Here is a 14,458-nt window from a genome sequence, read left to right as displayed (position 1 = left end):
TAACCCCGATTCCTTTAGAAACCGTTTTCAACAAATCACTTTGGAGGACCCCTTGATGGCTGATCTCGATCCGATGCGTCTGAAATGTGAATTCGACAGGATGTCGGCGGTACGTCACATCGGTCGTGTGACAAGTGTCGCGCGCGGGGTGATTGAAATCGGCGGGCTAACAGCACAGGCCCGAATCGGAGATCACCTGACCTTATGCCGGCAAAATGGTCCGGACTTGCCGGGCGAGGTCCTGCATGTTGAAACAGATCATATTCATATGCTGCCTGCAGGTGCGCCGGATGGGGTCAGCCTTGGGGACCCTGTGAAATTGGAGCAGATGCCTTGCTTCGCGCCCGGGCTGCACTGGCTTGGGCGTGTGATTGACCCGTTTGGTAAGCCTCTGGATGGCAAACCGCTGATGCAGGGAACGCAGGAATGCGATCTTATGCAAGCCCCGCCAACGGCTGTTTCGCGCAAACCTTTGGGTGCACGTATGGAAACCGGATTGGCGATCCTGAACACCATGCTGCCCATTGTTCAAGGTCAGAGAATCGGGCTGTTCGCCGGATCCGGAGTTGGCAAATCGACCTTGCTGGCTTCGCTTGCCCGCTCAGTGCAGACCGACGCCGTGGTCGTTGCTTTGGTGGGTGAACGCGGGCGCGAGGTGAATGAATTTGTCGAAAACGCAATAGGCCCGGAAGGCATGAAACGCTCTGTCGTTGTGGCGGCAACGTCGGATCAGTCAGCACTGGCGCGTCGGCGGTGTGCCTGGTCAGCCATGTCAATGGCTGAATATCTGCGGGATCAGGGGATGAACGTTTTGTTTCTGGTCGATTCGGTCACGCGATTTGCCGAAGCCCACCGGGAAATCGCTGCTGCAATGGGTGAATCCCCATCGCTGCGCGGCTACCCACCCTCGGTGACCCCGTTGATTGCAAACCTTTGCGAACGGGCAGGCCCGGGTACCGCCGAGCAAGGTGATATCACAGCCGTCTTCAGCGTGCTGGTGGCCGGGTCCGATATGGACGAACTCGTCGCTGATATCCTGCGTGGTGTACTGGACGGGCATATCGTTCTCAGCCGTGAAATCGCGGAACGTGGGCGCTTTCCGGCAATCGACCTCAGCCGATCCGTGTCACGCAGCTTGCCCAAAGCAGCAACAGCGGATGAGAATCAAATGATCGCGGAGACGCGGAAACTGGTCGGAAGCTATGAGCAGTCGGAAGTCATGATCAAAGCGGGGCTTTACGCCGAAGGGGCTGATCCGATGCTGGATCGCGCGATTCGAGTCCATGAGGAGCTGGATGATTTCTTTGCAAAATCCGATCCGGGTGGGATCGAGAACAGCTTTGATCGGCTATCCTTAATCTTGCGCCGCGCTGGGGCAAATCCGGTCCAACGGGTCTAGAATTCGGAACAGTTTTAAGTGTTAAGCCCACTTTAAGACCTACGCTGCTACGCCAGAAGACGGGTGAATAGAAGGTGGTGGAGATGGGTGCGCAATCCAATGCGGCGCCAATCATCATCAAGAAGAAACGTGTATCGGGTGGCGATGGTCACCACGGCGGTGCGTGGAAAGTCGCGTATGCGGACTTTGTCACTGCCATGATGGCGTTCTTCATGTTGATGTGGCTGCTGAACGCAACGACCGAGACACAACGCAAAGGTTTGGCGGATTACTTTTCGCCGACGATTCCCGTCAATCCGGTCTCGGGCGGGGGCGATGGGGCGTTTGGTGGCGACAACATGTTCTCGGAACAGACCATGGTGATGGATGGCTCGGGCGCCAGCAATCGAAACCCGACTGAGGCGAAAAAGGCGCGCGGATCCACCGGCGTAGACGCGAAAGGTGGCGGCAAAGGCGCGTTCGAGGATTTTTCGTCACTTGAGGCACAGTTACTGGGACGAACCGGGGAAAGTCTGGTGTCCGATAAACTGCTCAAGCACATTGTAACCCGCGTCACCGATGAAGGCCTGGTGGTCGAACTATTTGCCACCGCAGATCAGCCGCTGTTCGAATCAGATACGGACAAGCCGACGCAATTAATGCGCGCACTCACATTATTGGTGGCGCGGTCGTCAGACCTGGTAACAAACTCCGTCGCAGTGGAGGGGCATGTCCGGTCCGCCCCCGTGGTGCTGGCGCTAAACCCGGTTTGGGACCTCTCGACCGCGCGGGCACAAAGCACCCGCCAACTGCTGCAGAACAAGGGTCTTCGGGCAGATCGGTTGGATCGCGTAACCGGGCATGCGGACCGAGAGCTGTCGGTCAATAACCCGATGGCGATGCGCAACGATCGGATCGAAATCATCTTCCTGCGCAATCCCTGAGATCAAAGGATATACAGCATTTTAGCTGTTAGCCCGCTGTTAAGGGCCAGTGCGTTACCTGTTGCATCGACGAAAGACGCAACAAAAGGGCGTGCCGATGACCATTTCCTCTTCGCTGAATGCCGGTGTCGCGGCGTTGAAGGCCAACGCCAACAGGTTGGCCACGATTTCCGACAACATCGCCAACTCTTCAACATTTGGCTACAAGAGGGTCGAGACCGATTTTCATTCCATGGTTACCTCCGGCCAGGGCGGCAGCTATTCCGCAGGCGGAGTCAGAACCACCAGCCAACGCCTGATTGATCAGCGCGGTTCGTTGGTCACGACAAACAACTCAACTGATCTGGCTGTGCGTGGCAGGGGAATGTTGCCCGTGAGACCTAGCTCTCAGATCGCCTCGGGCTCGAATGAGATGCTGTTGACCACAACCGGCTCGTTCCGCACGAATGAAGAAGGGTATCTGGTTACCCAATCCGGCCTTGTACTGTTGGGCTGGCGTGCAGCAGCGGACGGATCAATCCCCAGTGTCCCGCGCGATACTCCGGCGGCTCTGGAACCCATTCAGCTAAGCGTCAATCAACTGTCAGGTGCCCCGACAACATCGATGAATCTGCGCATGAACCTGCCTGCGACTGCGACTGATGCGGGGGCTCCCGGTGACACCCAACCGCTGTCGGTCGAATATTTTGACAATCTGGGCAAATCCGAAAGTGTAGATATCGAGTTGGTGCCGACAGTTCCCGCAGTCGGCAGCAGCAACGAATGGACGATGACCTTGCGCGATTCGGCATCAGGTGGCGCAGTGATCGGGGAATACACGCTGACCTTCACCGACAGCCGTACAGCCGGCGGTACGCTGGCCAGCGTCACTGCTATATCTGGCGGGGCGTATGATCCGGTCAGCGGCAGCATGGTCATCAACGTTGCTGGTGGCCCGATGGAGATCAATATCGGTCAATTGGGTGATTCCGATGGCATTACCCAGCTGTCCGATACATTTGCGCCGGTATCGATCACCCGGGATGGCTCGGCCGTTGGCACCATGACAAGCGTGCAGGTCGATGAAAACGGCTATGTTTACGCCTTCTATGACACCGGGGTCAGCCGCCGGATGTTCCAGATTCCACTGGCGGACGTTCCTAATCCGAACGGTCTAACCGCATTGGATAGCCAGACCTACGCGCCCTCGCGCGACAGTGGCACCTTCTTCTTATGGAACGCCGGGGAAGGGCCGACAGGCGATCTCGTGTCATTCGCACGTGAGGAATCAACCACAGATGTGGCTACTGAACTGACTTCGATGATCCAGACCCAACGTGCTTATTCTTCCAGCGCCAAGGTCATCCAGACTGTGGACGAGATGTTGCAGGAAACCACTAATATCAAACGCTGATCAGGTGATTGAACAACAAAAGGGGTGCGCCCAATGAATATGTCGACAGCACTGAACAACGCTTTGGGTGGATTAAGCGCGGCAAGCCGAGGGGCGGCGGTTGTTTCGGGCAATATCGCAAATGCGCTGACCCCAGGCTATGCCCGCAGATCGCTGGAGCTGGCGACCAGCCCAATATCGGGCAACGGCGTCCGTGTTGTCGGCATCACGCGGCATCAGGACCCGGTGCTCATCGCAAACCGTCGCGAGACAGACGCAGATTTCGCGGCAGCCAGGACAATATCTCAGTTTCATTCAGATTATGAAAAACTCGTGGGCACTGCCGATGACGCTACTTCGATTGCAGCACGGCTTGCTCAATTCGAAAGTAGCCTGATCACAGCAGCCAGCCTGCCCGATTCAGCGCAGCGGTTGGATCAAGCCGCGCGCGCAGGTCGCGATCTGAGCTTAGCACTCAACAAGGCGTCTGAAGGATTGCGGAACGTGCGATCTGATGCCGATCGCATGATCGGAAAACAGGTCGATACGCTGAATCAGGCACTGAAAGACATCGAGAAACTCAACGCTCGCATTCCAGCGATCCGGAATTCGGGTGGAGACATTGGTGCGCTTCTCGACCAACGTCAGATATTGATTGATCATGTCAATGAACTGGTACCGGTTAACGCGATCGCGCGCGACAATGATCAGGTTTCACTTTATGCCGAAGGTAGGCTTATTCTGCTGGAAGGAACCGCTGCTCAATTCGCGTTCTCGACAACCGGCGATACGATGCCACATATGACGGTTGCCAACGGTCTGCTATCCGGGCTTGAGGTTAATGGCCGACCTGTTCGTGTAAGCGGCGATTTTGCGCAGATCAAGGGCGGTGCGCTGATGGCACAGTTCGCGGTTCGGGATGAACTTGCCGTCGACGCGCAAACCGATCTCGATGCGGTTGCCCGCGACCTGATCGAGCGTTTCGAAACCCCAGAGCTTGACCCAACCTCAGCGGCCACCAACTCGGGATTGTTCACCGATGAAGGCAATCGCTTTGATCCCGCACTGGAAACCGGGTTGGCATCGCGCATTTCAATTAATGCAGCCGTGGATCCAGATACCGGAGGTGACAGTTGGAAATTGCGTGCCGGACTTGGTGCCCTGACCCCTGGCGCCCCTGGGGACGCAACCCAGTTGCAAGCCTTTGGCGCAATTCTGACCGAAGCGCGTCCGTTCGCCGCGAGCGGGTTCGGCACAGGATCGATGCGCGCCGCAGAAATCGCCGAGGCCTTGCTCTCAAAGGCTGGGGCAGATGCCCACGCAGCAGATCAACGCAGCAGCTTTGCCGCAAAAGCCCAACTGGAGATGCAAAAAATCGTCGCTGAGCAAGGCGTAGACAGCGATGCTGAACTGCAGCGCCTGATGCAGATCGAACAAGCCTACGCCGCAAACGCCCGCATCGTGGCCGTAGTTGATGAGCTTATGGATACCCTGTTGAGGTTATAAACATGACACTGAACTCTATAGGCGATCTGGCCCGCGGCCTCACGCTCAGGACCCGCAGCACCGAGATAAAATCTCAGATCGAATCCCTGTCCTATGAAATGTCTACTGGCCAAGTGCAGGATATCTCGGGCCGATTGGCCGGTGATTACTCACATCTTCTGGATCTGGATCGCAGCCTTGAACGACTTGACGCGTTTTCGATCGCGACTGCCGAGGCAAAACTGTTCACGGAAGCGATGCAATTAAGCCTGACCACTTTCAGCAACTCGGTGGCCGAAATGTCAGCTTCGCTGCTGTCATTTGGTACAGCCAACCAAACCGTGACGCATGAACAGGCTTCGGTTCAAGCCCGGAATGAGCTTGATACCATGATCTCAGCGTTGAATACGCGTGCCGGAGGGCGCAGCCTCTATTCCGGAACAATGACCGACAATACTCCGCTGCCTTCTGCTGAAGCGCTTCTTGGGGCCTTGCAAGCCGAGTTGGTTGGCCTGGTTGGCGTAACAGACATTCGACAGGCTGCAGAAGATTGGTTCGACGATCCGGCAGGGTTTGATGCGGTCATATACCAGGGTGGTGCCAATACCCTTGCTCCGATGCAGATAACCGAGAACGAACACGTCACACTGCCAATCACTGCCACTAATCCCGCGTTGAAGGCTGCGATGCGCGACGTGGCTGTTGCCGCATTAGCTACGGATGAAACATTGGGATGGGTACCCGAATTGCGAACAGCCGTGTTCACTCAACTCGGTGTGGATTTGGCAAATGCGCAGGATGCGACAGTAAATTTGCGCGCGGGGGTTGGTGCAGCAGAGGCGCGAATCGAGCAGGCAGCGACGCGTAACGCAGCCGCTAAAACCAGTGCGGGATATGCGCGGAATGAATTGATCGCTGCAGACCCGTACGAAACTGCAGCAAGGTTGCAAACTGTGCAGTTCCAGCTGGAAAGCCTCTATTCCGTGACCGTACGCAACTCCAATCTATCGCTGGTGAATTTCCTCAGATGAAAATTCTCGCATTTCTTTTGATCATTCTGCCCTGTATCGCCAATGCCGGCGCTATCCGCTTGAAAGACCTGGTGGATTTTGACGGTGTTCGTGGAAATGATCTGGTCGGATATGGCCTAGTTGTGGGCTTGAACGGGACCGGTGATGGGCTGCGCAACTCTCCCTTCACCGAAGAGATTATGTCCAATATTCTTGAGCGGTTGGGCGTAAACGTAAACGGCGAAGACTTTCGCCCGAAAAACGTCGCCGCCGTGCTGGTTACGGCCACCTTGCCGCCATTCGCACGCGTCGGTGGTCAGATTGATGTGACGGTTTCCGCCATTGGCGACTCCAAGGGCCTATTAGGCGGTACATTGATCATGACCCCGCTGAACGCAGCGGATGGGCAAATCTATGCGGTGGCACAAGGAACGGTACTGGCTGGCGGCGCAGCGGTCGAGGGTGACGCTGCCTCGGTCGTCAGCGGAGTGCCGACATCAGGTGTCATACCCTCGGGCGCGCGCGTGGAGCGTGAAATTGATTTTGAGCTTTCCGATCTGAACCAGCTTAGACTAGCATTGCGCGAACCGGATTTCACCACCGCAAGCCGTATCGAGGCCGCCATCAACACTGAGTTTAATCGCGCCGTCGCACTCATGCGCGATTCCGGCACTGTCGAGCTAAGCATCGACGCAACGCGAGCTGTTTCAACCGCCCATGCCATTGGCCGGATCGAGAACATTCTGGTCGAACCAGAGAGCAAGGCCCGTGTCGTGGTGGACCAGAGATCAGGTACGATTGTCATGGGCCGGGATGTCAGAATTTCACGCGTCGCGGTATCGCAGGGCAATCTGATCCTCACGGTCGAAGAAGCTCCGATCGCAGTTCAGCCCAACCCGTTTGCACAGGGGGAAACGGTGGTGGTTCCGCGCACCATTGCCGGGATCGAGGAAGAAGAAGGAACCGGCCTTGCGGAAATCCCCGAAGCGACCACTTTGTCCGAGGTGGTCGCCGGGTTGAACGCACTAGGCGTGTCGCCTCGCGACATGATTGACATATTGAAAACCATCAAAGCCGCCGGGGCGTTACACGCTGAATTCATTGTGCGATGAACAATAAATCGGTCTACTTAGTTTTCCAACTGTCCAGCCAGCGACGGAATCCTTTGCGTTTTTCATCGATTGCGTCCCCGGCGGCATAGAGGCCATCTTCCATGTTCTCAAGAACGGGGTCGATCTTCTTTTGCCGGAACCGGCGCCACCGAACCCAGATGGCCCAGACCAGCGCAGCAAACAGCGTCAGGAAAATGATGTTGAACCAGGGTATAATTCGAACATCCGGTCCTTCGACATGGCGGATGAACACGGCATTGGGAAAGATCGACATGAACTCATTCCGCCAGCCGTAATGCGTCACGACAACCCAATCGGGGTTATCCTTCGTCGATTTTGCATCATTCGCTTCCGTATAAAGGTTCGCCGTGTCGAACTTGAAGTAAGGCGGCCAGCCCCAGCCGGTGTCCTCGTTGCGATAAACTATTGGTTTGCCGTTGGCGCGCACGGCCTGAATGAACTGCACATCGCGGTTTGACAGGCTGGCGGATTGATCCTCAGGCTCGGACCAGAATATTCGGGTCCAGTCATTTAGGTCCTGACGTTCTTCATAGGTGTTGACGATCCGCACGATGTCATGCTGCGGCAATGAATACTGCAGGATCGTGGCGATCGTGCCCCAGAAGATGATGATAAATGCCCATTTCACATAGGCCATGCCGTTACCCTCACATGTAATTCACGATGTAGATCAGTGCGCCAATCGCCACCCAAGGCACAATATAGACACCCAAAATCAATTTGCGCCGGAACGAATTGTCATAGACGTGCAAACCGCGCGCGACAAACGCTTCTTTGTTGCCGGTTTTGCCTTTTTCATCCCACCAGTTCTCAAGCTTTCGCCGCCTGACACCGCGCGAATAGAAGGACAGCGCGAAATAGGCGATCGTCTGGACCACCAGCAGGATCAGGAACAGGCGCATCGCTCCGAACATCTCAATCCCTCCTGATTGCGCCCCAGGGGCCGACCCGCGCGATCACATCCTCGGTAACCCGGTCATGACCGCTCATATCCGGTTCATGACCAAACAGGGCCGCCCGCGCACCGGCCTTGTCCACCTGATACTCGCGCGCGAGGAAATCGGCAACATAGGCTTTCTTGACCTCGGGCCAGGTCTTGTACGTGCTATAAAACAACTCTTTGTGGCAGATGAACATCTGCCGTGGGTCCAGCGGAGCCAGCTCGGCCAGTAGCATATTCACCAGATCACGATGTGGCGTAGCCGAGGCGCGCAAGGTATAGAAATAGGCCGGGTGGTCCGAGGTGATCCGAGGCCATGGCCCGCCATCCGTCGCCCAGCGCAAGAGCTGCGCAAGGCCGTGATAGGCCTCGGACAGACGGTCCGAGTGACTGCGGGCGAGGCGGCGCATATCGCTGCGGTCAAGCCCGGTAAGATCAACATCCGCATCGGCAGCGGCGTCAATGGTCAGGAAATCCATCTTCTGCTGCAGGATCGCGGCCGCATCCACGCCACGCGCTTTTACAATCGGCTCGACCAAATCGTTATAATCGAGAAACTTGGCAATCTGGTTTCGCTGCGATGGATCAAACGTGTATTTGATCTTCAGATCATCCGGCCTTGCGCCCATGCAGATCGCCGCCGGATGATCCAGATCGGGAAACAAATAGAGCCCGCCGAAATGCGCAGTCCAGAAATTACGCTGCTCAAAGGCCGTGTGGCGCAGGCGAACCGGGTTGCGGGTGACATCGCCGGTTTCCTTGGCCGTTTCGATCATCTTGGCGATCAGAACTTCGTCGAACCAAGCATCCTCTTCGGTTTTGAACTGTTCGACCATGCCCGCCAGTTGCTGGGCCTTGCGCAGGGTGCCGCCCGCGGTGTCGGCCTCGATCTCGATCTTGCTCAGGTTCAACAGGTCGCGCGGAGTGTTGAGTTTGATGACCGAGTTCACAAGCTCTCCGGCCACAGCATCGGTGGCGGTCAGGGCAAACAGCTGCGCCTCGTTCACCTCTATAAATTCGCGCAGGATATCGCGCGAGGTTGAGAATTTGACGTTCAGCAAAGGCGCGCGTTTCTGCTCGGTCGTCAGCAGGATGAACTGCCGGTTAACCCCGTTGGGGTTGAGGTAGAGCTCATCCTCCAGCTCAATCCCCACCTCCGGCGAATAGCCCGAAATATCGACATGGAAATCCGTTAACGCCGTAGTCTTGCCCGCCAGATGCTGCAGTGCGCGGTTATACCGCTCGACCAGAGCCGGGCTGGAGATGTGGACGAGATTGCCAAACATCAGGCCTTTTTCGATGAGGCGGATCATGCACGCTCGCCGCTAACTCGTTGCAACTTTAAGGTCCAAAAAATTCCGAACCAAATAGGTGCCGTCATTGCAATCCAAGCGTTCTCTGTCCAAGGAAACGCTCCAGTGAAAAATCGGAAGTCCACTTCTGTCCAGAACCAATTAAAGCCGAAATACCAAGGCAACATCCCGGCCAGAACACCAATGGCCACGCTCAGGAAACTCCAAAACAAAACTATCGGAGCCGTGTACTCTCCTGGTTCAACGGGCAACACAAGGCTGAGCAGGAGCTTCGTCGAAAGGCAGCCTGACACAATGCCGAGAATTAACATCAACGGAAATGTTGCCATTACGAACACTGTCATGAGTTTGTTCCTTGATCTTTCCCCTCCAAATACCGCCGCTTGGCCTCTTCCATCCGGCTCATCTCGCGGACTGCGTTCTCGATGGCGACCTCGTCGCTCTTGTCGGCATAGCGGAACTCGCTGTCGGCGTAGCGGTTGATCTCTTGCATCACCATCTCGACCGTGATGGGCTGGCGCAGATCCTCGATCATGGCTTTCTTGGTGTCGTAGTCGCGGAACAGGAACAGGTCGGGACTTTCCATCCATTCGTCGGGCAGTTCGAAATCCATCGCGCGGACCTTGACCGCGTCGGTGATGTTCTTGATCGCGCGGCCAGTGAACCGCTCATCCGCGGCCTGGATCGCCTTGAGGTAGGTGCCCAGCTTGGCAATGGTGTCCATCTGACCGATCTGAGCCGAAACCCGATCATAGACCTGCATCAGCGCGTCCTCATGCGGGCGGGAGTGGCTTTCGAAACTGGCGGCGACGGCCTTTTTGATCTCCTGCGCGGCAAAGGCTTCGTGTTCGCCCAGCGGGATGTCGTGGTTGCGGCCCATCAGCAGGTGCAGGATGTCGATATAGTCCTCGCGCGTTTGCGGCCCGTCCACGAGGAACCGCGCACCGGCCCGCTGGCGCAGGGCGTCGTCCACATTCTCAGGGTAGTTCGAGAACATGCCAAAGGTGCAGTTGCCGCGCACGACGGTGTTGGCACCCGCAAAGCTCTCCATTAGAACGGCGGTGATTTCCAGTTGACCGGCTGACGACTGCCGGTCGCCGCGTTTGCCCGCCAGTTGGTCGATGTCGTCTATGGTGCCGAACCCGATGACCGAAGGGTCGATGATCGTATTTATGAATGCCTTGGCGTTCTGGCCGGATTTACCCTGATAGCTGTCGATATTGTCTGTGCTTAGGTTCTGATAGCGGAACGGATAGCCCGCGTTCTGGCAATAGTCGTTGATCAGCCCGGCCATCATCTGGATCAGGGTGGTCTTACCGGTACCCGGTTTGCCATCCCCCATAAAGGTAAAGATAAACCCGCCAAGCTCGGCAAACGGATTTAGGCGGCGGTCGAAGTCATAGGCCATCACCATCTTGGCCAGCTTCATGGCCTGATATTTGGCGATATGGTTGCCCACCACCTCATTCGGCTTCTTGAACGTCATGGTCAGGGTGGTGGATTTCGCTTTGGACGCGGGCTCGAACCCTCGGATCGTCAGGTCATCGGCCTCGATATGCCAGGCGGCGTTCTGGAACGGGGCCAGATGACCAGCGGATTGCGCGCGCAGTGCGACCTTGTCCATCAGCTGCTCAGCATAAGCGCTGGCCGCAGCGATTAGATGCGCATCATCGGGCGCGTGTTTGGCAAGGGTCTGGTCCAGCTCCCACAGCGCGCCATGCAGGGCAAGCTGGCCATTGTCGGTCAGAACTTCCTCGATTTCACCAAGATCGACGGTCGTTTCACCAAGATGCGAGGACACCAGATAGGCCAGCGCATTGCCGAATGTGTGGGACGTGATCAGCGCCTCAGCCGTCAGCAATTCCGAGAACTCGGTTTTGCGCGCGGCGGGTAAATCCCCCGCCAAATTGGCACGCTTCAGATCGGCCAGCGGGGTTTGGTCCGCATATGCCTCAGCCACGGCCAAAGCGATAGAAATCGCGCGCCGAATAGCCTGCTGTGCGGTGGCCTGCGGTGGCGAGACCAGCGTATCACCATCATCCGACGCCTCAATCCTTTCGACCAGATGCACTCCATCAGCGCGCACTGTTCGACGTGTCACCAACCCTGGCGTCGTCGATCTGAACCGCCGGCCAGTAGACACCCCCGGAGAGCGTTCAGCAGCCGTATCAACCGCTTTGGCAATTCGCGGAGCGTGTTCGAACCCGTTCAGCAAGGCGGTCGCGGCGGGATAGTGCTTGCGAATGTCGTCCTCACGCAATTCCATCTGATCTGACGTCAAACTCATCTCAAAACCGTCCTTGCTTCATCTTTTCAAAAATACTCTCGTCGAAGGCGAAAACTTCAATACCTCAAAACCTGCCCGGCCTTGCTGACCACAAACTTGCGCACATCAGCAAAGCCCGGCGGGTTTCGTTCGGCCAAGACTTGAAACGGTCGCTGAGGCAGGATGATCGACCTTTGTGTGCGCGTTGCCCCGGTCTCAGCCCCCTGGCCACCAAACGGGTCCAGCGCGAAGATCTCACGCTCGACGGTCGAGAACCACCCTGCGCGCTCTTCGATCACCTCCTCGCTTTCAAGTTCCTCGGTGGTCCAGGCCAGCGCCCAATCCTCACCTTGCGGAGACTGCGCGTCCTCCAGCACCTGCCGCAGAGGGCCGGATTGCTCGGTATAGGCCGAGGAATACATCGGCCCGACGTGGATGCGGCGCAAGTGTTTGGGGTGTAGATCGTCGAAATCCTGATCAAAGCCTTTCGCGATGGTCACCAGTTTCAACCCACCCAAAGACTGCGCCATCAGATGCGCCTGAACCTCGGGCCAGCGGCGTTGATCCTTGGGCAGGGCAGTTTTGCCACTGTCCTCCAACTGCATCAGGTAGATGACCGGCAGGTTGATCTGGCTGTCATAGACCGCCCAGTGGATCATGAACTTGCGCCGCTCGCCCTCGTTCCCGATCCAGTGACATTCGGGATCATTACGGGCCCAGAACAGCTGACCTTTCAGCAATTCCTCGTAATAGAGCCTTTGGGACAGCGCAAATTGCAGCTTGGTCGGGATTTCCTGATCGCCAATGATCGTCCGCACCATGTCGGTTTTCAGGTCATCTTCCGAGGGCATGTTCGCCAGATGCACCTGCGCCTGCTGCGCGTCATTAGCCATGGTCAGCAGCTCGGCCGCCACCGGAAACCCGCTGTCGCGCTTGTCCATGGCGAGGCTGCCAAAGAACCGCCCCGTATCGCGCCCGACCAGCAGGTACTTCATGGAGAGCGCGCGGAAGGTGTAGAGCAGCCCCGAGAGGTAGCGCGACACGATCCGCACCTCTTGTTTGCTGATCGCCCCCTCTGCCTCCATCGTCGCGGCCACACGTAGGAGGTGGACAGTAATCACCTCGAATTTGCGGAAATATCGGCGCGAGGCGAAGGTGTCGGTCAGGCCGACATGGTCTTGGGTGGGGCTTCTATCGGTCATCTTGGAGCGTCCAAGTCCTTCCCGTTTTTGTCGATGTGAAACCACCACCGATATAGCGGCGAGCCAATACTATGCAGCACAACCTCGGGATTAATCCCAACTAAGCGCTGAAAACGAAGCCCCCTCTCGCTACCCCAACTCAGCCAGCACAAAAACCGAATGAGCCAAGCGCCAAAAGCCATCGAAAGCAGTATCTGGATAGTCTCGGGATAGATCGGCTTATGTTCTAATACACCCAACTTTTCCAAAAACTCTGGAACCATAAGTGGACCAAGGCTCAAGACCATCAATACTAATTGCTGGTAAGCGAAACGCACTTAGCCACCATACAAATTCTTATCATGCTTCTCGACAATCGACGCAAACCGGCGGGCAAACCGTTCGTCCGCCTTGGCTTTTTTCTCCAGCACGTCGCGGGCGAAGACCATGTGGTCTTCGTGCGCCTCAAGCATGTCGGCCATTTTCTGGTTGGTCGCGGTGCCGATGGCGGCCATCGCGGTTTGCGCTTCTTGGTCGGTTTGTACGCCGATCTCGTTTATACGGTGGGCCACGTCCTGCTGTTGTGCTGTTTTCAGCGATTTGGTCAGGGCGTCATACAGCACTACGCGCTGTTGCGTGTCTGTCTGCAGCTTGTTGATCAGCACCATCTGCGTCGCCGCCTGGTTTTGCAGTGAGTCAACCCAGGTTTTGCCCTTTTCGATATAGCGCTCCAGCGTCTGCGACTTGGCCAGTTTGACCTGCTCTTCCTGAACCTTGGCGTTGTATTGCTTGTTCAATTCGGCCAATTCAGTCTCTAACTGGGTGCGGGCGGCAGCATCCTGTTCGACGCTGATCTTGTTTTCCAGCGTGATGATGGTCGGATCCATACCCTGAATCTCAGCGCGCAAGGCTTCCAGCTCGGCCACCGTGGCCTCGCGGTCATCCAGCGTAACGGTCAGGTTGTCCTCGACCTTCACGCGCTGTTCTTCCAGCACTGACAGTTGCCCTTCCAGCAGCTTCACGATCACGTCGGATTTGGCAATCAGGTCCTGCAGCTTGTCATCGATATTGGCGGTACGCATGCGCTCTTGCCGCATCGACTCGGATTTGGCCTTGGCGAAGATGCCGACAAACGACTCCCACCCGGTTTTCGAGCGCATCTCGTCGAAATCTTTGGAAAACGCGTTTGTGACATCGTCCAGCCCCATGATGAGTTCAGCGATATTGGCGTTCATCACCTCGGTATGGGCGTGCACGTCTTCAAGCGTGGCATTTTCGATGTCGATATCGGCCTCGGCCGTGCCGATCTTGGCACGGGCTGCTTCGATCCGCGAGGTCAGCCCTTCGATCTGCGATTGGCTTTCGCGGACCTTGGCTTGGGTTTCCTGAATGAGCGCTTCGAATTGCTGGTTCGACATCTGTCCTATTCCTGTTTT

13 protein-coding genes are annotated in these 14,458 nt (G+C 56.7%); 6 read left to right on the top strand and 7 right to left on the bottom strand.

The features are described 5' to 3' along the window. Window positions 1–55 precede the first annotated feature (55 nt). From ACR0NN_RS10250 to ACR0NN_RS10225, 6 genes are all read left to right on the top strand, one after another. On the top strand, window positions 56–1,399 hold the full coding sequence (locus tag ACR0NN_RS10250; protein WP_170725347.1) for a FliI/YscN family ATPase: 1,344 nt from the start codon (window positions 56–58) through the stop codon (window positions 1,397–1,399). A gap of 83 nt (window positions 1,400–1,482) precedes the next feature. Next, entirely contained in the window at window positions 1,483–2,322 is an 840-nt protein-coding gene (locus tag ACR0NN_RS10245; RefSeq protein ID WP_170725348.1) for a flagellar motor protein MotB, read from the top strand. 97 nt (window positions 2,323–2,419) lie between these two features. Beyond that, window positions 2,420–3,715, top strand: coding sequence for a flagellar hook-basal body complex protein (locus ACR0NN_RS10240; protein WP_170685074.1), 1,296 nt, complete (start codon window positions 2,420–2,422; stop codon window positions 3,713–3,715). 39 nt (window positions 3,716–3,754) lie between these two features. Continuing rightward, window positions 3,755–5,200: a flagellar hook-associated protein FlgK gene (gene flgK / locus ACR0NN_RS10235; protein WP_480684590.1), complete on the top strand. Its 1,446-nt coding sequence runs from the start codon at window positions 3,755–3,757 to the stop codon at window positions 5,198–5,200. A 2-nt stretch (window positions 5,201–5,202) separates the two neighbouring features. Next, window positions 5,203–6,210: a flagellin gene (locus ACR0NN_RS10230; RefSeq protein ID WP_170725350.1), complete on the top strand. Its 1,008-nt coding sequence runs from the start codon at window positions 5,203–5,205 to the stop codon at window positions 6,208–6,210. Beyond that, entirely contained in the window at window positions 6,207–7,301 is a 1,095-nt protein-coding gene (locus tag ACR0NN_RS10225; RefSeq protein WP_170725351.1) for a flagellar basal body P-ring protein FlgI, read from the top strand. The genes ACR0NN_RS10230 and ACR0NN_RS10225 overlap by 4 nt, the downstream gene beginning before the upstream one ends. A 13-nt stretch (window positions 7,302–7,314) precedes the next feature. Here ACR0NN_RS10225 and ACR0NN_RS10220 read toward each other — a convergent pair whose 3' ends face one another. The 7 genes from ACR0NN_RS10220 to ACR0NN_RS10190 all read right to left on the bottom strand — a co-directional run bounded on the left by ACR0NN_RS10220 (window position 7,315) and on the right by ACR0NN_RS10190 (window position 14,440). Continuing rightward, on the bottom strand, window positions 7,315–7,959 hold the full coding sequence (locus ACR0NN_RS10220; protein ID WP_170725352.1) for a DUF1523 family protein: 645 nt from the start codon (window positions 7,957–7,959) through the stop codon (window positions 7,315–7,317). Between the two features lie 10 nt (window positions 7,960–7,969). Next, entirely contained in the window at window positions 7,970–8,236 is a 267-nt protein-coding gene (locus ACR0NN_RS10215; protein WP_170725353.1) for a hypothetical protein, read from the bottom strand. Between the two features lies 1 nt (window position 8,237). Further along, window positions 8,238–9,575, bottom strand: coding sequence for a DUF6638 family protein (locus ACR0NN_RS10210; RefSeq protein WP_170725354.1), 1,338 nt, complete (start codon window positions 9,573–9,575; stop codon window positions 8,238–8,240). Further along, a complete protein-coding gene (locus ACR0NN_RS10205; RefSeq protein ID WP_170725355.1) occupies window positions 9,572–9,919 on the bottom strand; it encodes a hypothetical protein in 348 nt (115 codons plus the stop codon). The genes ACR0NN_RS10210 and ACR0NN_RS10205 overlap by 4 nt, the downstream gene beginning before the upstream one ends. Continuing rightward, window positions 9,916–11,862 carry an ATP-binding protein gene (locus ACR0NN_RS10200; RefSeq protein WP_170725356.1) on the bottom strand — a complete coding sequence of 649 codons (1,947 nt, stop codon included), beginning with the start codon at window positions 11,860–11,862 and terminating at the stop codon, window positions 9,916–9,918. The genes ACR0NN_RS10205 and ACR0NN_RS10200 overlap by 4 nt, the downstream gene beginning before the upstream one ends. A gap of 56 nt (window positions 11,863–11,918) precedes the next feature. After that, window positions 11,919–13,043: a hypothetical protein gene (locus ACR0NN_RS10195; protein WP_170725357.1), complete on the bottom strand. Its 1,125-nt coding sequence runs from the start codon at window positions 13,041–13,043 to the stop codon at window positions 11,919–11,921. 317 nt (window positions 13,044–13,360) lie between these two features. Further along, complete coding sequence (locus tag ACR0NN_RS10190; protein ID WP_170725358.1) at window positions 13,361–14,440, bottom strand: coiled-coil domain-containing protein; 1,080 nt, start codon at window positions 14,438–14,440, stop codon at window positions 13,361–13,363. Window positions 14,441–14,458 lie beyond the last annotated feature (18 nt).

It is taken from the genome of Ruegeria sp. BA2 (genome assembly GCF_056539605.1).
Note: the sequence above shows the minus strand (reverse complement) of the source record. Positions and strands in the feature narration are given on the sequence as shown.